This is a genomic window from Dactylosporangium sp. NBC_01737 (assembly GCF_035963215.1).
In the GTDB taxonomy this organism is placed as follows: Bacteria; Actinomycetota; Actinomycetes; order Mycobacteriales; family Micromonosporaceae; genus Dactylosporangium.
In genome coordinates this window covers 4,902,639-4,926,342 of the sequence record NZ_CP109153.1, presented here as the reverse complement: position 1 = coordinate 4,926,342, position 23,704 = coordinate 4,902,639, and the positions used below count along the sequence as shown (strand labels likewise).

The window sequence follows — 23,704 nt, the reverse complement described above, 5'->3', positions numbered from 1 at the left end:
CCCGGCAGGTGCTGCGGCGGCTCACGGTGCGTGTCGCCGCCGGGACGTTGGCGGTCGCCGTGGGATGCGGTCTCGTCTCGGCACCGCCGTCACCCGTTGACGGCGGCGCTGCCGTAGCGCTGATTGCCCTCGCCGTCGTGCACCGCCGTCCGCTCGGCCGGCACCGTCGACTGTTTGCACGGGGTGGTGTGCGATGAGTATGTCCCAGCAGCCGGTGCAGCCCCGCGCCAGCGCGGGCACCATGCCGTTGACGCCGTTCGTGGTGCTCGGTGCCGCGTGGGGCGCCATCGCGCTGACGTGGCTGGCCTGGGCCGCCGGAGCACTGACCGCCGTGGTGACCGGCGGACACCCCGGACCTGGCTACGGCTCGGAGTTCGTCACCGGGATGTTGCACGGCCGATGGCGCCTGCTGTACCCGGACGTCAACCACCCGGTGGTCGGCGTGGTGTTCGGGCTGTTCCTGGTCGTGGCTGTCGCGCCGGTGATCGCCGGGTGGGTGTGGTGGGAACGGCGCCGCACCGAGGCCGACGACCCGCTGCCGTCACTGGCGCGCCCACACGAGGTCGCCGACCTCACCCCCGCCGGTGTCACCAAACGGGCGTTGCAACTGCGGCCGAGCCTGGCCGGCACCCCGGCCAACGAACTGCCCGCCGCGCAGACCGGGCTGGCGCTGGGAACTATGCAGCGACCGCACCGCCGGTTCGGTCCACAGCTGCGCGCCTCATGGGAAGACGGCATCGTCGCCATCATGGGCCCCCGCGCCCAGAAGACCACCGCCATCGCGGTCCCGCTCATCCTCGACGCGCCCGGCCCCGTCGTCGCCACCTCGAACAAAGCGGACCTGTGGGCCACCACCAGCGCCGCCCGAGCCCGGGTCGGGCGGGTGTGGGCGTTCGATCCGCAGGGCATCACCCGCGTCGGGCAGCGCTGGTGGTGGGACCCGCTGACCGCGGTGAGCTCTGTCGAGGACGCCGTCCGGGTGGCCAGCCACTTCGTGCAGCCGTTGCGCCGCGACCGCGGCGAGGACTTCTGGCTGCTCGCCGCCGAAGACCTCCTCACCTCGTTCTTCCTGGCCGCCGCGGTCAGCCACGGCGCGATGAGCGACGTGCAGGCATGGCTGGCCGACGCGAGCGAAGACCAGCCCGTCGGGATCCTCTTCGCGCACGGCTACCCCGAGGTTGCGCGGGCCCTGCGTGGGCGACAGAACGGGGCGCCAGAGACCCGCGACGGTATCTACGAGACCGCCCGTACCGCAGCGAGGTGTCTGCAGGATCCCCGCATCATGGCCTGGGTCAACGAACCCGCCGACACCGAACTCGAGCGGTTCGACCCGGACGCGTTCCCGGTCAGCAGCGACACGCTGTATCTGCTCTCCAAGGACGGCGCCGGCTCGTCCGGGCCGCTGGTCGCGGCGTTGACCGACCAGGTCATGCGCCACGGCGTACGCCGGGCCGAGGCCCGCGGCGGCCGGCTCGACCCACCGATGCTGGCCATGCTCGACGAGGCCGCCAACATCTGCCCGCTGGCGGATCTGCCGCTGCTCTACAGCCACTACGGCAGTCGCTCCATCGTGCTCGTCACGATCTTGCAGACCTACCAGCAGGGCAGCACCGTCTGGGGCGACAAGGGCATGGGCACGCTGTGGGGTGCCGCCACGGTGAAGCTCATTGGCGCCGGTGGTGACGATCCCCGGTTCGCCGCCGACGTGTCCTCGCTCATCGGCGAACACGACGTGGCCACCATGTCGCTCACTCGCGACGGCACCGGCACCGTGTCCCGGCAGGTCAGCGTCCGCCGGCAGCGGATCATGGGACCCGAGGACGTCCGCGCCCTCAAGCGCGGCACCGCCATCCTGCTCGCCTCCGGTGCCCGGCCAGCGCTGCTGCGCCTCGACCCGTGGTTCCGCCAGCCTGGTGCGCCAGCCCTGGAGTTGGCGACCGCGAAGGCGATCACGCAGATCAGCGACGCCGCAGAACGCGAACGGTTGATCGCCGATCTCGCGCAGGACGGGGTGCAGCTGCCGGCCGTGCCGGTGCTGGGTGCACCGAACGCAACGATGCCCCCGGCACCCCAGCGCCCCGGTACAGGACCAGGGTTCGCGCGCGTTCAAGGGTCCGACGAGGATGAGGGCGGCCCGGGGGCGGCTCGGCGCACCGTGAAGCCGGCCGTACCGCAGTTCCGCGGTCCGACGAGGCAACCGTGACCGCCGCCCGCCCGCCTGACGCAGGCCGGCTCATCGCCGCGCACCAGGTCGCCAACGAGTTCTACCGCAGCCACCTGCTCGACGAGCCCCGCGCCCTGGCGTACCTGCGCAGCCGCAGCATCATCGCAGCGAACGCATCAAACCCGCCGTGGACCATCGGCTACGCACCCCACGGCTGGACCATCCTCCGCGATCACCTCCGCGCCAACGGCTTCACCGACGACGAACTCCTCCACGCCGGTCTGATCACCACCGCCCGCAACGGCAACCGCATCGACGTATTCCGCGACCGGGTGATGTTCCCGATCCGCAACGCCGACGGAAACATCGTGGCGTTCACCGGACGGGACCTGTCCGGCCGCGACGGCACACCCAAATACCGCAACACCACCACCACCGCCATCTACCACAAGAGCGAACTGCTCTACGGGCTCGCCGAGCAGCTCGACGGCACCACCCAGCCCGCGGCGGTGATGCTCGTGGAAGGCCCGGCCGACGTCGTGGCCGTGGCTCGGCTGCGCCACACGCTGCCCGACACCCTCTACCCGGACCCGTACTACGCCGTCGCTCCTTGCGGCACCGCCCTAACCGCCGAACAGGTCGCGCTCCTGGCCGCCGCCGTGCGCCCGGGAACACCGATCGTGGCTGCCTTCGACGCCGACGACGCCGGACAAGCCGCCATTGACAAGTCCTACCAGCTGCTGCGGGCCTGGCCGGGACCAGTCGACGCGATCGTGCTTCAGGGTCGCGCCGACCCTGCGTCGCTGGTAGCGGCCGGGCCTGCCACCGCGGTCGGAACCTTCGCCCACCTGCGCCGGCCGCTGGTCGACGTAGTCCTTGATCACCGCCTGAGGCCGCACCTGGCCCGGCTCGACACCCGGCTGGAGGAGCTTGCGCGGATCGGTCGCGACCCGTCGTCGGAGTCGCTGCTGATCCGCCTCAACGCCGTCCGTGCAGTAGCGCCGTTCATCGGCGAGGTTGCCCAGGACAATCCCGACCTCGCGGCTCGGCTATCGGTCGACCTGGCCGTGCGACTGCAGGTCGAACCGTTGACGGTGCTGGAGACCATCTACCCGCCGCAGGAGGAGGGCGGCGGCGTCCCGGTCGGCGTGCCTGACCTACCGCGCAGGGCCGCCGTCGCATTGGGCACTCGCGGGTTCCCAGACCCCAGCATCGTCGGGCACGGCTACGCACGAACCTGCCCTCCCGATGCTCCAGCCGCCACCTGGGTCCAGCACGACCCACAGACCGGTCACACGGCCTGGGTCCTCAGCGAAGGCACCGGCGCAGACCCCGCCGACCGCGACGCCGCCCGCCTTGCTGCGGAAGTCGCTGGACGCGCAGCGATCCTCGTCGGCGCCCACAAGGCCGTCGAGATCGCCCGGGTCGCCGTCAACGCCGCATTCGCCGAACCCGGCAGCCGGCAGGGCAACGCCAGCATCGTCGTGCTCTGCTCGTTCGACGGAGACCGGCCACAGCAGGGCACCGGACAGTTCACCGTGGCCTGGGCCGGCAACGCCCGCGCCTACGCCACCGCCAGCCCGCTACACGCCCAGGTGGTCACCGACGCCGCCAAGATCCGCAGCTGGTTCGCTGCCGTGACCGTCGACCACACCGTCGGCGCTCGGCACACCTACGCCTCAACCGCGCAGCGGTCAGCAACGGGTTCGAGCTCTACCCCCGTCCCTCAGGCCGGTGGTCGGAGCCCACATGTGGGCGACCAGTTGCTCACCGCCTCGGTCCGCGGCGGCACGATCGGCGTCAATCGGCTCGATTTGCCGCCCACCACCATCCTGCTTGCCGGACGGCGCGTTGCCGCGATCGGCATCGAGCAACTGCGCACCGCGATCCAACCGCGCCGTCCAGAGGTCACCGTGGCCGGACTCCGCCAGCTCGCTGGACCGCAGGCCGTAGCCATGGCGATCCGGCCAGACCCAGCGCAGCTCAACGACGTCATGACCGCGGCCCGGCTCGCTCGACAAGGCCAGGCCGTTCCCAACGTCACCCGTCCCTCGCCGCGCACTGGGACCCGCCCCGACAACCCCCGCTTGGCACTCCCGGCAGGACCATCACCCAAACCAGCCGCCCGCTGACCCACGCGACCGACGATCACGGTGCCGGCCCTCGATCTTCTCCCCGCCGCGCTCAGCCAGCAACATCGTGCTCACCGCCGCTCCCGCCGACCACCGTCACCGGCCCGGGCGCAGTCACCGACCGCTCCAGCAGCATACTCAGCGTCCTGACAGCCTCCTGCCGTCTCGTCTCCGGCAACGACGCCCACAGCCCCGCCGTCGGGCTCCCCGTCAGCGGGGACAGCCGGAGAGAGAGAAATCGTCCGTGCGTGCGCGGTCCATGACACGCCGCCTTCGTCCAGGTCGCGCAACCGCAGCCGCTCGACCAACCTGGCCAGCCGAAGCAGGCCCTCACTACCGATAATCGGCGCGCTCACACCCGGTTGTCCAACAATCCCCGCACTGTGACAACCCGACCGAACTGGTCTGGGCAACCTCAAGAACACCGAACTGGCCAACCTCTGCCCCGACATCCTCGACGACGCCGACAACACCGCCGCCCACACCGGCCTGCACCGCATCGGCAGCAGCTACCAACTCTGCTTCAACTTCCTCGACCACACCGGCCTACGTCTGAGCATCACCCAAATACCGAAAGGTCTTTAGAACGAGCGCGATCTTCACTCCAGAGACTCGCGGGAACGACTACCGGTTTGTCGGCGGAGATCCCTTACCTCGGTCAGACGTCCAAGGCCGGATAGCACGTCGTCAAGGGTCCGGTACGCCGACGACAGCTGCTCGGTGAACACGTGCGGAAGCCGCTCGGTCAACGGTTTGTAGAGCTCAATCGCCTCGGTAATTGCGGCTAGCGCTGCGGCCAGATCGGCTCGCAGCTTTACGCAAATCCAGGCATAGGCCACCAACGACATGGCGAGATCGGGTAGGTAGGCGGTCGGGTCGGTTTCGACTAGGCGGCGACGGATCTCGATGGACTCCTCGGCCGACGCCAAGGCATCGTCCCGCCGGCCCAGCACGGCCAGGGAAGTGCCGAGGTTGACTAACGACATAGCGAAATCAGGTAGGTAAGCGGTCGGGTTGACCCCGGCCAGCTGGCGGTAAATGCGAGCGGCCTCGTGATTCCGAACGAATGCCTCGTCTCTCCGTCCCGATTTTAACAGCAACGTGCCGAGGTTGTTTGCCGACGCAGCGTGGTCAGCCAGGTAGGCGGTCGGGTTAGTTTCAGCCAGTCGGCGGTGGAGCGTAGCGGCTTCCTCGGCCGGGACCAGCGCTTCGGTCCACCTCCCCTGCTCCGAGAGTTCGGCGCCGAGGTTGTTCAAGGAGGTGGCGAGGTCGGGTAGGTAGGCGGCGGGGTTGATTTCGGCCAGCCGACGACGGATGACAACGGCTTCCTCGGTCGAGGCCAAGGCCTCGTCGCGCTGGCCCAGGGCACCCAGGGTGATGCCGCGGTTGGCCAACGCCATGGCGAGGTCGGGCAGGTATGCGGTTGGGTTGGCCTTGGTGAGCTGGCGGTAAAGCGTGACGGCTTCCTCAGCTGGAACCAGCGCGTCCTCCAGTCGCCCCAATTCGCATAGAAGCGCCGTGAGGTTGTTTACCGCTGTAGCAAGATCGGGCAGGTTAGCGGCCGGGTTGATCTCAACCAGCCGACGACGGATCACGACGGCTTCCTCGGTCAATGCGAAGGCCTCGACACGCCGTCCTAGTCCTGACAGCGCAGCTCCGAGGTTGGCCAACGACATCGCCAAGTCGGCCAGGAAGGCGGCGGGATTGCTCTCTGCCAGCCGACGGTAGGTTGCCACCGCTTCCGCTGCCGGCGCCAAGGCCTCGTCGCGCCGCCCGAGTCCCGACATCTGGCCACCGACGTTGCTTAACGACATCGCCAAGTCGGGCAGGTACGCGGCCGGATTGGCTTTGGCCAGCCGACGACGGATGGTGGCCGCCTCCTCAGTCGAGGCCAAGCCATCGTTCCGGTACCCCAAGTCGAACAAAAACGTGCCGAGGTTGTGGACTGAAGTGGCGAGGTCGGGCAGGTAGGCGGCGGGGTTGATCTCGGCCAGCCGACGACGGATCGCAACGGCTTCCTCCGCTGGGGCGAGGGCCTCGTCACGGCGGCCGAGCCCGGACAGACGATTGCCGAGGTTGGTCAAGGAAGTGGCGAGGTCGGGCAGGTAGGCGGCAGGGTTGATCTCGGCCAGCCAACGACGGATCGTGACGGCTTCCTCGGACGCGGCAAGGGCATAGTCGCGTTTGCCCAGTGCCGACAATGATGTGCCCAGATTGTTTAATGACATGGCGAGTTGGGGCAGGTAGGCACCCGGGTCGGTCTCGGCCAGCCGACGATACGTCGCGACGGCTTCCCCGGCCGCGACCAACGCCTCGTTCCGCCGCCCTAGCCGGGACAGCAACGTGCTGAGATTACTCAACGACATGGCGAGGTCGGGCTGGTAGGCGGTCGGGTTTATCTCCGCTAGCTGCCGATATTTCGCGACGGCGTCGGCCGCGGGAGGCAAGGCCTCGTCATGCTGTCCTAGTTCCGACAGCAGTACTCCCAGGTTGCTCAACGACCTTGCCAGCCCGGGCAGGGAGGCAACGGGATTGCTCTCTGCCAGCCGACGGTACATTGCTTCCGCTTCCGCAGCCGGCGCCAATGCCTCGTCGTGCCGTCCCAGTCCGGACAGGTGGCCACCAAGGTTACTCAACGACATGGCCAGGTCGGGCAAGTAAGCGGCTGGGTTTGTCTTGGCCAGCTGACGATGGATCGCAACGGCTTCCTCGGCCGGGGTGAGGGCCTCATCCCGGCGGCCAGCGTTAAATAGGCGCCGTGAGTGGGTGGTGTGGAGTTGGGCGCGATACGCGGAGTCCGAGGTGGTGGCGAGGCGGTGGGTGGTGAGGGCGGTGATGATGGCAGCCGCGGCGGTGTCGAGATCGACGTGCCGGTCTTGAGGCAGATGCGCTTCGATAGCTTCCAGCGCGGCGGGATCAGCGTCGGGCAACTCGGCGAGGCGGGTGAGCGTAGCGCCGCCAGCCGCAAGGACTAGGTTCGGGTGCTGCCGGACGACGGGATAGAGCACATTCGTGGCGACGTGAGGCCAGCGACGGGCGGTCTCGACCAGGACGGTGACCACTGCGGCGGTCCACGCGCCAGGTTCTGCGGTACCGAGCAGGTCGGGCACGGCGGCGGCTGCCCAGTCGTCGGGTGTCCAGTCGTCGCCGCTGGTGTAGGGGTGTCCTGGGATGGACAGCGCGATGAGATCTTCGCCGAGGCGGTCCGGTCGTAGGGCTTGCAGGACGGTGGCGGGGTCGTCCGGCGGATAGCAGAACCGGTGGTCGTCGATGATCGTGCCGGCGCCGGGCTCGGTGAGCCCCGTCGCGTTCAGGATTCCCGCGGCGTCGTCACGGGTGACCGGCCCGGTGAGGCTGGCCAGATAGACAGCGCGGGCCATAACCTCGGGGCTGGTCGCACGACGGTCCTCAGTGCGGGCGTGCAGCTGATACCAGTGGGCCCGTTCCCGTCCGAGCAGATAGGCCGACAGCGCATGAGGCTGGGTCGGCGGTGCGTGCCCGCGGCCGTGCGCGTCGACGGCGACGAGCGCGGCCATGTGCACGGCCAGGATCTGCCGGAACCCCGGGCCAGTTAGATCCGGCACATCCAGAGTCTCCGTGCCGGCGATGTCAAGGGCGGCGCTGAACCGTTCCCGTGCCTGGTCGAACAGCGCCGTACGATCCGTGCGCTCGTCGAGCGGAAGCAGCTGATGGGCGTCGGCGGCGATGGCGTGATCGCTGTCGAGCCGGTCACGCAGGGCGGACCACCAGAAGCCAGCTGAGCGGGCCAGCAGCAGCACCCGCAGCACCAGGCCGGTGCGCAGCGACACGGTGTGCAGATCGGTGATCAACGTGCGCAGGTCGGAGGCGGGCCACCGATCGGCGTAGTCGACTACGACCAGCGCTCCGCCGCCGGCGGGGACGTTCAGCTGAGGACTGGAGTGCTGTTCCGGACTGTGCACCACCCGCCACGTCGACCAGCCCGCCCCGTGGGCCTGGGTTGCGACGTGTCGGGCCAGGCGGGTCTTGCCCTGACCGCCGGCGGCGTGTATCAGCCGCACCGACACCGAGCCGTCGTCGCCCATCCACGAGCCGACCGCCTCGAGCTCAGCGTCCCGGCCGGTAAACGGCACCACCTGGTGCCGGGCCAGCAGCAGCCGGCTCGGCTGCTGCTGCGCCGTGCGCACTGGCAACGGCACCGCACCCGGCAACAGGTCGCTGACCTGGTAGCGGGGTCGGTCGGCCACGATGGTGACGTCACCGTCGACACCGCGAATCTGGATTACCGGGCCCAAGACAACACTGTCCGTGACCGTTTGCCCGGCGCTGGCCGGGGGCCGCCAGATCACCGGTCGATATCCGCGTCGCCGCCGACATCGTCGATCTGCCGCACCGGCCCGGCCGTCCACGACCCAGCCACCGACTGACCGTCCGGACCGGACGGGCTAGCAGACGACGGGCGCCGGCGGGCTGCCGACGGCTGGCCGGGCGCACCGGCCCCCGGCGCGGCAGAGCCCCCGATCCGCACATTGCCACGCACCCCACGCACCTGCGCCACACCGCCCCCGATGGCTGAGTCGGTGACCGACTGCCCGCCAGCGGATGTCCTCTGGCGGCGGGCCAGCACTAGCCCGTACGCCGTCATCGGCAGGCCCACCAGGGCGACGATCCCGCCGATCACGCTGCCCCACTTGTCCGCGTCATCCAGGCGGGTCATGCCCAGCAACACACCGACCCCGATCAGCACGATCCCGGCAGCTAGCACGACAGCCCAGGCCGCAGTTCTCCACCTACTGGTCACCGAACCATCATGGACTGTCACCGCCATGCCCGACAGCCGTCGCGTGCACCTCGCCAGTACCGCTGGAGATCATTGGTCTCCGGCATTCGAGGGTGCGGCGAGATAGACGGACCAGTCGCTGCCGGCGAGTCTGGCCCACCGCACAGCGGTGGGGGACATCAGCTGGCCGTACGCGTACAGCGGTGACGCCGCGGATCCGTGCGCGCCAGTCGCCTACTCGATGCGGGGATACGGGGTGCTCAGGCCACGCTGCGGGCGGGTGGCGGGGTTTGGGTCATCTGGGCGAGGGGCGGGGGCATGAGCTGGTGCCCGTTTGAGTTGGGGCGGGCGGTGGCGCCGAACGGCGGCTGGTTGTGCAGCCAGAGCAGGCCGGCGAGGTTGGTCGGCATCGTCCACCGTGCCGGGCTCGCCGGGTTGACCGACTTGGTACCGATGAAGCTGTCGCCGACGTTGAAGTGGAAGTTCATCGTGGGGGAACCGTCGAGGAGCGCGTCGAGATCGTCAAGGTCGACACTGGTGAAGCGGTGCGACCCGACGGCCACGACAAGCGGCACGTGGTTCCCGTTGGCCCGGGCGGCGTACTTGCTGACCTTCTCGTCTACGGCAAGGACGAGTCGACTGGCGTTGACCGGGCCGGCCACGCCGCTGGGTGCAGCGAACTGCGCGAAGAGCCCATTCGCCGACTTCAGCGGCCCGAACATGTTGGCGAGCACGACGAAGGTATAGCCGTGCGTGTGGATGCGCGTGGTGTGAGGTGAGCCGAGCAGCCGGCTGCGGAGTTCTCGGGCGACCTTCTTGGCGGTCCCGCCGTCCGGAGGGCGCAATGCCACGTGCCGGGGGCCTTGCAGCTTCAGGACGACCCCGACCGGGATCTGCGCGATGCGGCGCTCGAGTCCCTTCCACCCGCGGATCTGACCGAACGTCTCCTTCGTCGGCTGATCGGTATGGACCTCAAGGAGGAACGCCAGTTCGCCGCTGGAAGTGAGGGCGGTCCAGTCGGGAGTGAGACCGTCGTGGTCGTGTTCGTAGAGTGCGGTGTATCCGGCGGAGCGGATCACGGCGCCGGCCGCGAGTTCGAAGGTGACCGGCCAGAAGTGCTCGTCCAGCCACAGACGTCCAGCGAGCGCGTCGCCCTGGGCCTGCGGCAGCAACGCCAGCTGTTCGCCGTACCAGCGCCGCCAGTGAGCGAAGGCAGGCTCAACCGCGATGTCATAGGTCAGCTGCCGCTGCTCCGGCATGCGTTTGCCGTGCGCCGCGAGGTGCGCTGCAACGAAGTCTGGGCCGAATCGGCCGTCGTCCTGCACAGATCAATTCTCGGCCATGCGGCAACCAGATTGCTGCGCGCTACCCGAATCTCGTCAAGCCGGTGCGCGTCTGACACTGCCGCGGAGACCGGCGAGCACGCCATGAGTCGCTGACCTGATGCCGCACGGTAGGCGCGTGCGCAGTGGCCGACACGCGGCAACGCGGCAAGCTGTCACCGGCTGCGACCTCGTAGCGCGCTGCGCCCGGATGGGCGAACCATCCGGGCGCAGTGGTCATCCGTGGCGTTCGATCTCGCTCGGGTTCTGCTACCGCCTTCACGCCGTCGCTGGCTGCCGGCCGCTCTCGGTGTCATCGTCGACGCCGAGCAGCTTGAGGAGCAGGTTCGTGGGCACGAGATAGCGTCGGCCGATGCGCAGCACCCGGACCGGGAACTCTCCGGCCTTGGCCAGCTCGTAGGACTTGGAACGGCCGATGCCAAGCACAGCACCGGCGGTCTCGATGTCCACCGTGGCGGGCAGCTTGCGGACAGCATCGATCGTCCATACCCCGGCGAGGTCCTGCGTCGTCGTGACGGTCATGGTGGTCGCTCCTCCTGCCGCCGGCTGTCGGCCGGCACCGCTCGATGTCGCTCCGAGCGTGCTCGGCGAGCGTTGATGCAGCGGTGCCGCGTAACGCTGAGGTCGTGACGGGTAGCGTCTCCGTCAACCCCGCGATTCCAAGGCCCATCCCTCATGCTCGCGGGCTTGTTCCCGTTTCCACATCGCGAGGTCGTGACCGTGGAGCTCCTGGGCAAGGTCCCACCGGCCGGTCCGGACGCCGTACGCGCGGTGGCCGTGCTGCTCGCACCAGGTCGAGGGAAGCGCACCCCGGCGAGTAGGGAGTGCCAAGGTTGCACCGGACGCACAGCGGCCCGGCGGGTGCCTCGTCGGTTTCGGGGAAGGTCCGCTCGTACCGGTCGGAGCCACCAATCGCCAACATGATCGCCCGGTGTAGCGCGGGCAGCAGCGTGGCGGCTACCGCACTGGTGATGAATGCCGGCAGCCGAACCCGGCCTGTCCGGGCTTGGTCGGTATCGAGTGCCCGGTTGGTGACTCGGGCCAGGAACTCGCCCAGTTGCGGCCCATAGAGATCGAGCTGCCAGTCCTCATGGACCAAGGGCTCACCGCTCCACGGTGCGGTCGCAGCGACGACGAACAGTTCGCCGTGGCCAGGGTTGTCGACGTACAGCTCGAAGCCGGCCGGATAGAAGATCATACCCACGGATGTCTCGCTCTCGTGCGTGGCGACCCGGTGAGCCCTTGACTCTGTTGCGTGGTCTTGCCGCCGACGGGCGACGCGTTCAGGTGCCGTCGACTCGCGTGCGAGCAAGTTCTCGCAAGATTCGGGCGCCGTAGTTGTTGGTGCTGAACGCGACGTCGAGCTCCTTGCCGGTAACGGGCATACCCTGCGCGATCCGGACCTGGGCGTAGGCGAGCATCTGGGCCCGCAGGGACGCACCTGACCCACCCCGCCGACCCTTTAGACCAGCGGCATTGCCTTTAACAGCAGCACTACCGCGCTGACCGTTGCTGCGGCTACGAGTCCCGCGACGGGCGGTAGCGCTGCTGAGCTTGCCGCTCCCGTCTCGGCCGTTCGTCTTGCGGCCAGCAGGCGTTCCGTCTCCCTCCGTCTCGGGGCCGACAGGCACTTCGTCTTCCGGCTCCGTCTCGTCGTCGACGGTCGTCTCGTCTTCCTGACCCGTCTCGCTACTGACGGTCGTCTCGTCTTCCGGCTCCGTCTCGCGGCTCGCGGTCGTCTCGGTCGGCTCGCCTGTGCTGTCTCGCGGCGGTGCGACGGTTCGCGAGGCGTCGTCGTGCGAGGCCCGACCCGTGGAGCGGGTGTCGCGCGTGGGATGGTCGTCGGCAGCCTGCTCCGGGCCGTCGAGGCCGGCCGCAACTGGGCGCGACGCCGGACGTCCACGGCGGATCGCTTGGCGGGCCAGCTTGGCTGAGCCGTACTGCTCGATCGCGTCGACAGCGTCGCGCCAGGCAAGGTCGGTGGTGGTGTAGCCGTCGCGGACCGTCAAGAGCCAGGCGATGCGGGTGATCGGGCGCATGTACAGCCATCGGGCCAACCCGAATCGGGGCCGGGCGGCCGGGAGCTTGCCTTCGGCGCGTAGCCGGGTGCGGTGCCGGTAGGTCGACAGGAGCTCCCAGAGGATGACGCCGGTCAGCGACATCAGCCCGTAGGAGACGGCCTCGCCGGTGGGGGCGAAGTTCGGGCCGGCTGCGTGCCAGTAGTTCATGACTGCGGCCCCCGCGGCGAAGCCCCAGGTGGCAGCGCGGAACAGCAGCGACGAGTCGCCGGCCGCGCGGGCGCGCCAGTCCAGTCGGGCCACGTAGGCGGTGGACAGCTCGAACCCGGCGGCGAAGACAACCGCAGCCGGGAGCGGCCAATGCATGACCTCCATCGCGAAGCGGATCTGCCCGACCCAGGCGACGGCCATCGGAAACATGATCGGCAGGGTGAACAACGCCCACTCCGCCACCTGGGGTGCCACGGTGGTCAGCCTCGCCCAGCGGGCGGCTCGGCGGACTTGCCGGCGTTTGCGGCGCTCGCGCTTCTCGCGCTCGGCGGCGTCGCGCTCCCGGCGGGCCGCTGCCCGGCGGGCGTCCTGGAGTTCCAGGTCCAGCTTGGCCGCGCGAGCGCGCCGCTCGACCTCGGCGTCGGCGTTGAGGCGGTCCTGTTCCGCTCGGCTGATCTGGCGTATCGTCCGCGCGTCGGTGACCTCCGCTCGCACCGTCCTCGCGGCCTGGAGCGCGTCGCTCGGCTCGGCATCGGCGGGGTTGCTGGTCAGGGTGGTCACGGCGTGGTCCTTCCGGTTCGGCGCTGTGTCCGGGCTGCGGTGCTCTGGGGTGCTGCGGAGGTGCCGAGGTTCTGGTTCGGCTGGCCGTAGCGCTTCCGTCAACGTTGGCTGCGCTACGGACCTGGTGGTGCACAGTGATCGTGTCGGCGAACCGTTAGCGGACCCGTTACGGGTCAGGGCATTTGCCCTGGTGGTGGCCGAGGTCGTCGCGTCCGGCCACGTGCTGCCGCGGTCCGGGCGCCGCTGGCGGTGGCGGTCTTCGGCTCGGCTGACAGGTGGAGCTCGTCCAACAGGTGGCCGCGGGTACGCCGACCCGGACCGCCTCGCCGCGACCGGATCGCCGCCTGGAACCAGAACGACACGGCTGCGCGAGCGGCCCGGCCCGCAGGACTGCGGCGGCTGCCCTCCCCTCCGTCGCGTGCCTGGTCCGGTCGTTACGCCCCGGCTTGGTCGGGGTCGATCGGCGCTGGAGGCGCTGGCGCCGCGGCAGGCGGAGCCTGGTGTGCTGCGGCGGGCAAGCCGTTCGACCATCACGCACCAACGGCGCAGTTCCCGGCGACGGGCCTGGATCACCGCGCACCGCGGGCAGTTCAACGGCTCCTGGGTCGTCACCCAGCCGGTCTGCCGCCGCCGAGCCCGGCAGGCCGGGATCGGCGTGCGCGGAGGCGCGAGGCGGGCGAGGTCGAGGTGGATGTCGCCGCCCTGGGCGCCGATGACGTGCCGCTCGCCCGCCACGCTGCGGTCCCACCGGGTGGGCCGGGCTTTGGCTTGGGGAGCGGGCGCGATCGTGGCCGCTGCGGAGGCGAGGGCCACGAAGCGGCGCAGCTGTTCGCCCATGCCGCGGGTGCCGTCCAGCGGGCAGGTCGCGTGCGGCCAGACGAACCGGGCGAGGCGTGCGTACGGCGCCGGAGCGAGGACGACGACGTCGGTGACATCCAGCAGGCCGAGCTGTTCGGCCTGTTCGCGCAGCCCGTCACGGCTGATGGTGTACCGCTGGCCGAGCCGCGCGTCGTACCGCAGCAGCAGGTCGGACAGGTCCACCAGGCCGTACCAGGCGGACAGGATCATCACCCTGGTGCCCGGCGTGCGGATCGCCTCGGCGGCGCGGCGAGCCGCCCGGTGGTAGCTGCCGACGTACAGCTCACCGGCGGGTGCTTCGATGCGGTCCGCTTTGCGGGCACCGCAGACGACGATGATCAAGCGTTGCGGCGCGGTAGCGGGTTCCGGGAGATGCCGCTGGCCGGCGGCGTATTGCTGGTGCTCGGCGACGGTCCAGCCCAGCCATGCCCAGCTCGGCAGCCAGGTGCGGCCGTCGGGGAAGGTGGTGCGGTATCCCTGGCCGTGTCGCCAGGCCGCGACCGCCGGTCCGGCCGAGGGATGCAGCAGTTCGTTGCGGATCCGCCGCGGTCCGCCGCCGTCGACGTCGACCAGGGAGGTCTTGGGCCCGATCGAGCGGAGGATGCCGCCGCCTTGACCACCGTCCCGCGCCGGGAGCGAGCCGGGCATGCAGCGGACCCGTTGGCCGGGCGCGACCGTGCCCGGCCCGGTCGGCAGCGGCACCTCCGTGCACGTCTCGGTCGGCATCGCGAGCGGGGTCCTGGGCTGCCAGCTGGGCGTGACGGTGGCGTGACGGTTGACGGTGCCGTTGCGGTAGGCGGCGGCGTGTGGCCGGCACACGGTGACCTGCAGCTCGCCGGCCAGGTGGAGCCGCAGCGTCGCCCGGTTCGAGCATGCCGCGCACGCGTACGGGTTCGGGTGGGCGAGCCGCTCCTCGGCCAGGACTGCGGGCTCGGCAGACTCGAGGTGATTGCTGGTCACGGTTGGCGCTCCAGATCTCCGGGGCCGGCCCCGGCAGCGGGGCCGGCCGACAGCGGGACGGTTACCGGAGGTTCCGGGCGGGGCAGTCCAGCTCGTTGTGCCGATCGGCAGTCGGGCCGCAGACGGCACCGGCGATCGCCAGGTCCAGCTCGGCGCAGGTCTCGGCCGGCGCGTGCAGGGTGCGAATCCGGGTCCGGTCTTCCGCCGCACCGCACCGCCCGGTCTCGTCCCACTGGTTGCCACGCCACGGGCGCCGGGCGCCGGCCAGGGCCGGGTAGGCGTAGATCTGGTGCCCGCAGTGCCGGCAGATGGCCACCTGGGTTCCATCGGCGTAGCACTCACGCGTGCCCGCACGCAGCACGATCGTCGCGGCAGCGCCGTCTTGCAGGATGTGGCGGACCTGCTCGGTGTGCGAGCCGCAGGCACCGAGCGTGTGTCCGCGGCGGGTGAGCAAGACGTTGACGGCCGTGACCGAGCATCGCTCCGCGTCACACGGCATCGTGGCCGGTTCGTCTGCCTCCAGGCAGCGCTGGCACCGTGCCTCGGCAGCGTGCGTGCGCAGGCACGGTTGACGCACGGGCTCCTGCGCGGCCCGAGCGCGGTGCTGCAAGTCGACGAGGTTGTACCCACACCTCGTTTCGCCCTCGGGGAGCAGCAGGTCCGCGACCGCGGTTCCGTCAGCGCGCACGTGGAGCGCGGTCACCGCCGCAGCGGTGCTGATGCCCGATGCGGCCACGCTGTCGCCGACGCGGACGGGGATGCTGTACGCGCCACGCGGGAGGATCACGGAGCGGCTCGGGACGCCGCGGCGCCACGCACCGCGGGTGGTCAACTCGATGCCGCTGACCTCGATGTCGCCGCGGTGATCGGTCCGGACCGAGGTGACGTCGAGGGCGAAGCCGGCGGCGAGGGTGCGGTACGTGTGGCCGCTCATGGCCGCGCCGGGGGATACCGTGATGCGGTCCCCGGGCCGTAGCCCATATACGTCAGTGCTGGTCATCTTGAGCTCCTTCACTGTGGTGGCAGAGTGGGCCCGAGCCTTCACGAATCCGTCGTGGTACCGGCCGCTGACGGGGTCATGGGAGGACCCATCAGTCAGTGGTTGGCGGGTTCGGCTCGGGTGACGAAGAGTTGGTGGATTCGGCGGGGCTCAGCCGTCGATTTCGCCGAAGTCCTCGGCGTTGAAGTCGGCACGGTCGAGGCGTGCGGCAGCGGCGTACAGCGAGAGGCCGATGTCCTGCAGGTCGGTGGTCATCCCGTGCAGGTAGACGACCAGGACCCGCATCGGCTGGGGTGCAGCGCCCCATTCCACGACGAGGAAGTCGGTGAAGAACTCGCGTGCCCGCTCGACCAGCGACGTGGCGTGTGTTTCGCCGACGAGTTCGACCGCGGTGGCGACCATGGCGGATCGAAGATGGTAACCACCGTGACGCTGGCCGCGGCGGACGGTCCAGTCGGCGCAGCCCAGCTCACGCAGGACGAGAGCTCGGGCCTGGCCGCCGGTGACTCGGTGGTCTGGCAGGCGTCGTACCGTCGCCCGCAGGATGGTGGACTCGTCGAAGACACCGGTCTGGAACGGGCATGCCGGGCGGCACGGGGCGTTGCGGTGCGTGCCGCAGCCGACGCAGTTGCCGTTGTGGTCGTACTCGGCAACGGGTGTGGTGGTCCGCCCGTTGGCCCGCTCGATCTCATGGTCGGCCGTGTCGGACGGGGCGTACTCCGCGTCGGGACGGACCGCGATGTCCGCGAAGCGGGCGGTCTTCATCGACCGGAACGGCTCCGTCCAGGAGGTGCGCGGGTCAGCCGCGTCGCGGATGGCACCTTCGGTCGTGTACTCCACTGCGGCGTTGAGCCGACCGATCCGCACGATGACACCGACGCGCCAACGTCCACGCGAGTCGATCGCCGCGACGTCGCCGATCTTGAGGTCGGCGCCGAAGGTGAATCCGGCGGCCTTCACCTGGTCGCGGTTGGAGTAGCACGCCGCCAGGCGAATCAGGTCTTCGATCGGCGGCGCCGTCTGACGGTCCCGACCGGAGTCGGAGGACGTAGGGTTGGTCATTGGAAACGCCTTTCACAGAGGTTGTTTCCGCAGCCCGGCTGGTGTTCCCGCACCCGCCGGGCGCCTCACCACAAGCGTATAATAAAAGGTATAGAAAAACATAGAGCCGGGTGTCTTTTCTTAGACCTTTTTCTGTACGCTGCGGGGATGTCGAAGAACGAGCCGCGCCCGTCCCGACCCGAGGTCGCTGAAGGAATGGCTGCCGCCCGGGACCGCGGTGTGCGTCTCGGACGACCACCCGCGGCACTGCCCGAAGGCGCACCGCGAGCGGCCGAACTCCGCGCCGCCGGCAACTCGCTGGCACAGATCGCCGCCGCCCTCAACGCCGAACAGATCGCGACGCCATCCGGACGCGGGCAATGGACGAAGAGCAGCGCCCAGTACGTACTCACTCGCTTCGACCAAGAGCGCGCCGACGAGGCGTAGCTAGGCGGCGCCGTTGCCCACTGGCGCCGGCACAGCCGACCCGTAGCGCCTGTCCTGTCCGAGTAGAGATTGCAGCGGCGATGCGCGCTGACGTGGATGCTGCAAGGTAGGTCGGGATGGTGGCGTGGGGACCTGTTCAGCTTTACCCTGCACATTCCGCGGATCATGGATCGAAGGCGCGTGGGGCACGGCATGCCGTACTGCTGTCCCTGGTCGGCGCCTATCGTGGCGGTAGCAGCGGAGCGGCGACTGAGTGTTGGAGCGCAGCCAGGCAACCTCACCGCACCCAGCGCCGGTCGACACCGGGCAGAGGTGGAACCCATGGGACAGACGGCCGACGAGCGCCGCGCGCGGCGGGCGATCGTACGGGCCTGGGAGGAGGCGGGCCGACCACCGTGCCCGATCTGCGCAACGGTGATCGAGCAGGGCGACACGTTCCGGGTGAGCCACCTGTGGGGGGCGGTCGTGCACCCGTTTTGCGTGCAGGCCCGGGTCGGGCGGCCCGCCCAAGTGGACCTCGACCGGGGTGTGTGCTCGTTCTACCCGGCCCACTGCCCTATCCCGTTCCAAGGACGACGTGGCGACTACTGTGTATGTCCGGCCCTAGCTGGCTGCAACGAGGTCATCGTGGCCCGCCGCTTCGGCCAGCCAACCGTCAAGGTCACCGTCTACACGACGCCGGCCGAGACCGGCGGCCTTCCCGTGGCCAGGCACAACCTGGTCGAGCTGGCCCGTCGAGCCGGGCTCGGCACTGTCTACCGCGGCGTGCCACCCCGCGAAGACCCGGCCTTCGATGCCTTCCGCGAGTACGGTGTGCCCGCTCCGGGGATCGACCAGGCGCACTTCGAGTCGTTCTTCAATGAGCCGGCCAGTTGGTACGCCCCACCCGAGTACCTGACGGTCGATGTCGACCGCACGATCCGGGAGGGCCGCTTCATCGTCGTCATGCCGGCCGGCGACGGATGACACAGCCGCAGAGGAGCGGGCTACGACGGCCCTCCGCCGCTTCGCCGCCGCGCTGCTCGACCGGCGGACAATGCGCAAAGTAAGTCCGGACCATGCAAGATCATGTGCAATCTAGGACCGAACGGTGCAACGTTGGCGCGGACGGGACAAAGCTGTCCGATCCAGTTTCAAGTTGCGAGCGGCCAGTGCGCTGGCCTGTGGGTCGCAAGGTGAATCTGACCGAGGTGGGCTGGGATGGGGTCAGACTTACCTTGCGGATTCGGTTGATCATGGCTTGCCGCAGCGTCGGGCATCAGCGAGGACGACGGGCCAGAACAGGTGGTGGCCGGTATCGTTCTCGGTCACGAACTCCTCGGATTCGATGAGCGGGCCGGCCCGAATGATCCACCGGCGGTAACCCCTTCACCTCAGTAGTGGCCGCCCGCCATTTCGAGCGTGATGTCACTGATCAGGGGGTCTCCCTGCACGAAGTCCACCCTGGCCAGCGCCTTGGCTGCGTCCATGCGGATCGTGATGTCCAGGGTGGGGTCGGTGGCGAGGGTTTCGAGTATCCGCACCGCCCGCTCTGCGTCCACCTTGGCCAGCGCTTCGCCCGCCGTCACACGATCCAAAGGGTTGAGGGTGGGGTCGTTGAGGATGGGTTCGGTGGTGCGGGTTTCGGGCACCCGCGCGGCCCGCTTCACTTTCATCTTGTTTTTGGTCACCACCCAGCGAATAAAGTCGTCGGTGGTGTCAGTGGCAAGAGTTTCGAATAGCCGCACACCCCGCTCCAGGTCCAACCCGGCCAGCGCCCGGACCGCCGCCATCTGGTAGTGGAGGATCTGAGTGGGGTCGGTGGCGAGGGTTTCGAATAGCCGCACACCCCGCTCCAGGTCCACTCTGGCCACCTCGGTGGCCACCGATATCCGGTCTTCGATATGGAAGGTGGGGTCGGTGGCGAGGGTTTCGAGCAGCGCCACGCCCCGGTCTGCGTCCACCCTGGCCAGCGCCCGGGCCGTCGACAACCGACCGGCATAGAAGTCGGTGTCGGTGGCGAGGGTTTCGAGCAGCGCCGCGCCCCGCTCCAAGTCCACCTCGGCCAGCGCCTCAGCCGCCGGTATTCGTAACTCGACGTGGAGGTAGGGGAGGTAGGGGTTTGGGTTGGTGGCGATCTTTTCGAGGAGCCGCACGCCCCGCTCCAAGTCCACCCCGGTCAGCGCCCGGGCCGCTGACACGCGGCCGGCATAGTAGAAATCGGTGTCGGCGGCGAGGGTTTCGAGCAGCGCCGCGCCCCGCTCCACGTCCACTATGACCAGCGTTTCGGCCGCTGCGCTGCGACGGTAGGGCGCGATGGTGGAGTCGGCGGCGTATTGGGCGAGTTGTTGGGCGGTTGATTCGGCGGGGAGGTTAGTTCTGAGCCGTACCTGCTGCACGAGGAAATCGAACCTTCGTTCTCCGCTGGTGGTGGGGTCTTCCAAGCGGGCTTTGGTTTCCTCGCTGATTTGGTCGTCGCGGGGGGTAAGGAGTTGGTCGAGGAGGAACCCAAGGTACGACGGATCCTTATTCCTCCACAACGACAGGAAGAGGTAGTTGAGGGTGTGGCGGCGGGCGTGCAGGTGGCGGGCGGCGTGGCGGGCGGCGTGGTATTCGAGGAGGGTCTGGTGGGGAAAGCTGAGGCCGTCCTCGTGGTGAACCAGCAAGCCGGTGTGCCGCAGGAGGTCCTCCAAGAACGCGTCCCAGAGCTGCGGGTGTACCTTGCCGGGCCGGCGGAGGGTCTTGTGTGAGGCCAGCGTCGCAACTGCTGAACCCCGATGACCGGGGCGGCGCCGCCATTGGTGGGCGAGGTAGTCGATCAGCTCGGGCAGCTGTTCGTGGACTTCTCGCGCGGCCTTGTCAGCCTCCCGGCGCGCCCTCACGGTCTGGAGGCCTTCCACGAAGTTCTTGATCGCTTTTTCGTGGCTGTCGGCAACGCGCTTGCTCTCGTTACCCTCGTAGATCAGGTCGGTGAATGCCTCGTAGACCGCGGTGCGGCCATTGGGCGGGGGGCGTTCGGGGTCGGTGAGGTAGAGCTGGCACAGCATGAAGGACATAAGCGGGGTGCGGGCCAACTCGGCCAGGGACGCGCTGAGCAGGGCGGCGGTGAACTGCTGGGCGCGGCGGGTGGCCTCCTCCTGCTGCCACCGGGTGCCAAAGTACTTTTCGGTGTAGGTGCGAAGGTCGCCCGGGGTGAAGGGCTGCAGGTCGTAGTGCGGCGCTTGACGGCCGAGGACGCAGTCGAGCACGTTGAGCTCGTTCCCGGCCAGGGGACGGGTTGCCACCACGCACCGGTACAGCGGCGGGTCTTCCGCGACGGCGTTAGCCAGCTTCTCCAGTACGGCTCGACGATCGGAGGCGTTGGGGAGTTCGTCGAGGCCGTCGACGAGCAGCTGCCAGTGCGCCCCGGTGCACGGCCGCTCAAGGAAGCGGGCTGCGTCCAATTCCGGGTGGCGCCCGTACCGGCTGAGGTTTCGGGTGGCGGCGGCGAGCGCATCCGGTACCTGTGTCTCCTCCCCGACGAGGGAGCGTGCGCTCACCCAGACCGGGACTGCCGCACCGGATTTTCCGGCACTCCCGGCGCCGTCGAGCCACTCACCGGCCGCCTCGCCCAGCCGGGTGCGCAGCAGCGTGGACTTGCCGCATCCCGGGCCGGCGATGAGTACGCACACGCGGTCGGCCTTCCGGAAGACCGCCTCCGCAGGCTCGACCTCAACGTTAACGCGGGGTCCGCTACCCGCGGCAGCAGAATCGTCGTCGCCGCGGGATGCGTCACGCCCGTCCCGGGCCAGCAGAGTGGTGCGCTGGCGTACGTATACCTCGGCCAGAGGAGGAGCCGCCCAGCTGGGGATCCCCGGATGCGGGTGCTGCTCGGCGACCTTGCGGACGGCTTGGAGGTAGGTGCGCACCTTCTCATCCAGGCCGGTTCCGCGCTGGGCATCCTCGTAGAGCTTGTTCCAGTCGTACCGGAGGCTGCCCACGGATCGTTTGTCGGTGAGCTGCGTGGTCCATTCCAGCATCACGGCAACTAGGGACCACAGATCCTCGAAGTCCGCTGGCACGCTGGGCTCCTTCGAGCCCTTCTGCTTGGGGAACCAATCATTGACCGCTTGGAGGGACAGGTCCACGCCGCCGTCCTTACGCGGCCAGGCCAGGTCTTCCGGACGGCCTGCGGCTCTGCGCCGGCGCCGGTTGACCTCTTCGACCGCGGCCTTCTGCGTCTTCCCCCGCTGGCGCAGCCCGGCCTGAAGCAACCCGAGCTGCGCCGCCAGAGCGGCACGTCCCGAGACGGGCTCTTCCGCCCCGCTCACGTCCCACCTTCCATCCGGGAGCTGATCGAATTCGGCGCGATCCGGCGACCCAAGGCCGAACGACAGCCTGACCAGGGGGCATGCCGCCAGAAATCCGGCGATCCGGCATCCATAGGCGACGAGCGGGGAGCCTGGCCAAGGTGCTCGTGGCCGCCTCCTCCGGGGCGGTTGAGGCCGCTTGGCGGAAGGACAGACACATGAACATCTGGGAGGCAGCGGTGCTCCTGGCCGGACTCATGATCATCGCGATCACCACCGTGATCATCACCGGCACGGCGCTGAGGGACACCGCTTCGCAGGACCGCGCCGACATCCTGCGCGCTATCGCGAAACTCGTGCGGGAGCTTCGCCCATGATGGCCCGCACATGGCTCGGAACCCGTCCAGCTCCACGTCAGCCGTCTCGTCCACTGCGCTCAACATCGCCACCACACAAGCATTTTTGACATCGACCACCCGAACCCCGAGAGCGACTCGCAGACTAGTTCTGACCTTCGCAAGACCACTTGCAAGGTAAGTCTGACACTCGCAACCTTCGGCGATACAGGGCAGACAGCCGTTGCCGCGTCCGGCTGAAGGTTGCGGATGATCAAGACGTTTACCAGCAATTCGCAAGGTAGGCCCGGACGCTGGCGACTAGAAGTGTCCGGACCTACCTTGCGGTTATCCGGCCCGAGTTGCCGCAGGCAGGCGTGGAAGCCCCGCTTCCCAGTCGAGTCGGTGTCGTACCTTGTGCCACATGACGCAAGGTAACCCGAGCCCCGAGGAACGTGCCGCAGGGATCGAAAGTCGCGGCGCTGTGCGTGCGGCCAAGATCGAAAGGAGCGGTGTAGTCACAGCAGCTCGCGTTGCTGGCGACGCCACTCGCAAGGCGGCTGAACTGACGGCCGTCGCGGCTGTCCTCGCAGCGTGTATTGGCGGCTCGTGCCTGGTTGCATCGACCGGTGTCGGCGGATGGTTTGCGCTGGAGGCCGCCAAACAGGGCAACGGCCCGGACACCGTCGTCACTGCGACGGCAAAGTCACCGAGCCGGCGCGACGCTTATGCATGGGTGCCTGCGTCGTGCTTGACGGATGACTCAAAGACCGCAGGATGGGTTGTCAGAGAGTACGTAGATGAGGTGGCCCTCGTGACCTGTCAGCACCGCTGACAGCGAGCTGGGCTATTGCTGCGGCCTTCTTGCTTCCGGTGAGTCGGCGTTCGGCGTCGAGCATTGGGCGCCCGCCCTGGTAGCGCCGCCCAGCGCAACCGCCGCCGCGGCCACGGGCGTCCGCGTAGCGAACAGATCGCGCTGCACCTGCGCCAGCTCAGTCCGGCTCACGCCGACGTCGACCTCATCGAACCCGGTAGCAGCACGGAAAGATCATCCGCAATCTAAGTCCGAACTCCGCAATCTAAGCGCGGAAAGGACAAGTAGCTGTCTGTTCCAGTCGAGCCTTGCGAATCCCGATGCCCTGACCAGCAGCTCGCAAGGTAGTTCCGACCGGCGCGGCAGGGATCTGGTCAAACTTACCTTGCGGATTCTTGCCGCGGCCGGCTACGGGTATCGAGTTGACCAGCCGAGCGCTCGACGTGTCGGCAGAGACACGCCGTTCATCCGCAAGGCAGGTCCGAACTCCGCAAGATCACTCACAACCTACATCTCCTCACCGATCGTTGGCCGACGTGCCGGGTTTGTCGTCGATGGTCGTGCGGCGCAGCAGGAGGGCGAGGACTTTGCGGGCGTCGCGGCGGCGTGTGGGGGTAGGGGCGACCAGCGCGGTGAGGGCGGCGGCGGTGGTGCTGACGGTGTAGAGCAGGCCGCTGGCGGCGAGGATGAGGCCGCCGTGGTTGATCAGGGTGGTCAGCTGGTTGGTCATGGCGGGCTCCCCAGGTGGTGTTGTGGCTGGTAGAGCCTGATGTCAGCTGTCTATTGGGTGTCCG

General features: G+C 69.0%; 15 protein-coding genes. 6 read left to right on the top strand and 9 right to left on the bottom strand.

Annotated features, from left to right (window positions below):
- Positions 1–193: 193 nt before the first annotated feature.
- Both OHA72_RS22375 and OHA72_RS22370 read left to right on the top strand, forming a co-directional pair.
- The gene (locus OHA72_RS22375; RefSeq protein WP_327009727.1) at positions 194–2,203 is read left to right on the top strand and encodes a type IV secretory system conjugative DNA transfer family protein; all 2,010 of its coding nucleotides are present in this window, start codon (positions 194–196) and stop codon (positions 2,201–2,203) included.
- Entirely contained in the window at positions 2,200–4,296 is a 2,097-nt protein-coding gene (locus OHA72_RS22370) for a toprim domain-containing protein (protein WP_327009726.1), read from the top strand. The genes OHA72_RS22375 and OHA72_RS22370 overlap by 4 nt, the downstream gene beginning before the upstream one ends.
- 599 nt (positions 4,297–4,895) lie before the next feature.
- Here OHA72_RS22370 and OHA72_RS22365 read toward each other — a convergent pair.
- The 7 genes from OHA72_RS22365 to OHA72_RS22335 all read right to left on the bottom strand — a co-directional run bounded on the left by OHA72_RS22365 (position 4,896) and on the right by OHA72_RS22335 (position 17,067).
- Positions 4,896–8,570, bottom strand: coding sequence for a tetratricopeptide repeat protein (locus OHA72_RS22365; RefSeq protein WP_327009725.1), 3,675 nt, complete (start codon positions 8,568–8,570; stop codon positions 4,896–4,898).
- 50 nt (positions 8,571–8,620) lie between these two features.
- Complete coding sequence (locus OHA72_RS22360; RefSeq protein ID WP_327009724.1) at positions 8,621–9,022, bottom strand: hypothetical protein; 402 nt, start codon at positions 9,020–9,022, stop codon at positions 8,621–8,623.
- Positions 9,023–9,315: 293 nt separating this feature from the next.
- Positions 9,316–10,380 (bottom strand): hypothetical protein, encoded by a 1,065-nt coding sequence (locus tag OHA72_RS22355; RefSeq protein ID WP_327009723.1) that lies wholly within the window; start codon positions 10,378–10,380, stop codon positions 9,316–9,318.
- A 276-nt stretch (positions 10,381–10,656) separates the two neighbouring features.
- Positions 10,657–10,920, bottom strand: coding sequence for a DNA-binding protein (locus tag OHA72_RS22350; protein WP_327009722.1), 264 nt, complete (start codon positions 10,918–10,920; stop codon positions 10,657–10,659).
- Positions 10,921–11,681: 761 nt separating this feature from the next.
- On the bottom strand, positions 11,682–15,005 hold the full coding sequence (locus OHA72_RS22345) for a DUF6884 domain-containing protein (RefSeq protein WP_327009721.1): 3,324 nt from the start codon (positions 15,003–15,005) through the stop codon (positions 11,682–11,684).
- Between the two features lie 61 nt (positions 15,006–15,066).
- A complete protein-coding gene (locus OHA72_RS22340) occupies positions 15,067–16,005 on the bottom strand; it encodes a hypothetical protein (RefSeq protein ID WP_327009720.1) in 939 nt (312 codons plus the stop codon).
- Between the two features lie 150 nt (positions 16,006–16,155).
- Positions 16,156–17,067, bottom strand: coding sequence for a hypothetical protein (locus OHA72_RS22335; RefSeq protein WP_327009719.1), 912 nt, complete (start codon positions 17,065–17,067; stop codon positions 16,156–16,158).
- 147 nt (positions 17,068–17,214) lie between these two features.
- On the opposite strand from OHA72_RS22335, the gene OHA72_RS22330 reads away from it, so the two are divergent.
- Positions 17,215–17,493 (top strand): recombinase family protein, encoded by a 279-nt coding sequence (locus OHA72_RS22330; protein ID WP_327009718.1) that lies wholly within the window; start codon positions 17,215–17,217, stop codon positions 17,491–17,493.
- 321 nt (positions 17,494–17,814) lie between these two features.
- Entirely contained in the window at positions 17,815–18,459 is a 645-nt protein-coding gene (locus OHA72_RS22325; RefSeq protein ID WP_327009717.1) for a Rossmann-fold NAD(P)-binding domain-containing protein, read from the top strand.
- A 407-nt stretch (positions 18,460–18,866) separates the two neighbouring features.
- Here OHA72_RS22325 and OHA72_RS22320 read toward each other — a convergent pair whose 3' ends face one another.
- Positions 18,867–21,782, bottom strand: a complete 2,916-nt coding sequence (locus tag OHA72_RS22320; RefSeq protein WP_327009716.1) for an NACHT domain-containing protein — start codon at positions 21,780–21,782, stop codon at positions 18,867–18,869.
- 197 nt (positions 21,783–21,979) lie between these two features.
- Here OHA72_RS22320 and OHA72_RS22315 point away from each other — a divergent pair, with 197 nt between their 5' ends.
- Both OHA72_RS22315 and OHA72_RS22310 read left to right on the top strand, forming a co-directional pair.
- Positions 21,980–22,138 (top strand): hypothetical protein, encoded by a 159-nt coding sequence (locus OHA72_RS22315; protein WP_327009715.1) that lies wholly within the window; start codon positions 21,980–21,982, stop codon positions 22,136–22,138.
- Between the two features lie 382 nt (positions 22,139–22,520).
- Positions 22,521–22,931, top strand: a complete 411-nt coding sequence (locus OHA72_RS22310) for a hypothetical protein (RefSeq protein ID WP_327009714.1) — start codon at positions 22,521–22,523, stop codon at positions 22,929–22,931.
- Between the two features lie 496 nt (positions 22,932–23,427).
- Here the strand turns inward: OHA72_RS22310 and OHA72_RS22305 are convergent, their stop codons facing one another.
- The gene (locus tag OHA72_RS22305; protein ID WP_327009713.1) at positions 23,428–23,640 is read right to left on the bottom strand and encodes a hypothetical protein; all 213 of its coding nucleotides are present in this window, start codon (positions 23,638–23,640) and stop codon (positions 23,428–23,430) included.
- Positions 23,641–23,704 lie beyond the last annotated feature (64 nt).

Excerpts from the sequence above, each read along its gene's own strand:
- OHA72_RS22375 (WP_327009727.1), top strand. The coding sequence starts at position 194 with ATGAGTATGTCCCAGCAGCCGGTGCAGCCCCGCGCCAGCGCGGGCACC.
- OHA72_RS22350 (WP_327009722.1), bottom strand. The coding sequence starts at position 10,920 with ATGACCGTCACGACGACGCAGGACCTCGCCGGGGTATGGACGATCGAT.
- OHA72_RS22340 (WP_327009720.1), bottom strand. The coding sequence starts at position 16,005 with ATGACCAGCACTGACGTATATGGGCTACGGCCCGGGGACCGCATCACG.
- OHA72_RS22335 (WP_327009719.1), bottom strand. The coding sequence starts at position 17,067 with ATGACCAACCCTACGTCCTCCGACTCCGGTCGGGACCGTCAGACGGCG.
- OHA72_RS22330 (WP_327009718.1), top strand. The coding sequence starts at position 17,215 with ATGTCGAAGAACGAGCCGCGCCCGTCCCGACCCGAGGTCGCTGAAGGA.
- OHA72_RS22325 (WP_327009717.1), top strand. The coding sequence starts at position 17,815 with ATGGGACAGACGGCCGACGAGCGCCGCGCGCGGCGGGCGATCGTACGG.
- OHA72_RS22315 (WP_327009715.1), top strand. The coding sequence starts at position 21,980 with ATGAACATCTGGGAGGCAGCGGTGCTCCTGGCCGGACTCATGATCATC.
- OHA72_RS22310 (WP_327009714.1), top strand. The coding sequence starts at position 22,521 with ATGACGCAAGGTAACCCGAGCCCCGAGGAACGTGCCGCAGGGATCGAA.
- OHA72_RS22305 (WP_327009713.1), bottom strand. The coding sequence starts at position 23,640 with ATGACCAACCAGCTGACCACCCTGATCAACCACGGCGGCCTCATCCTC.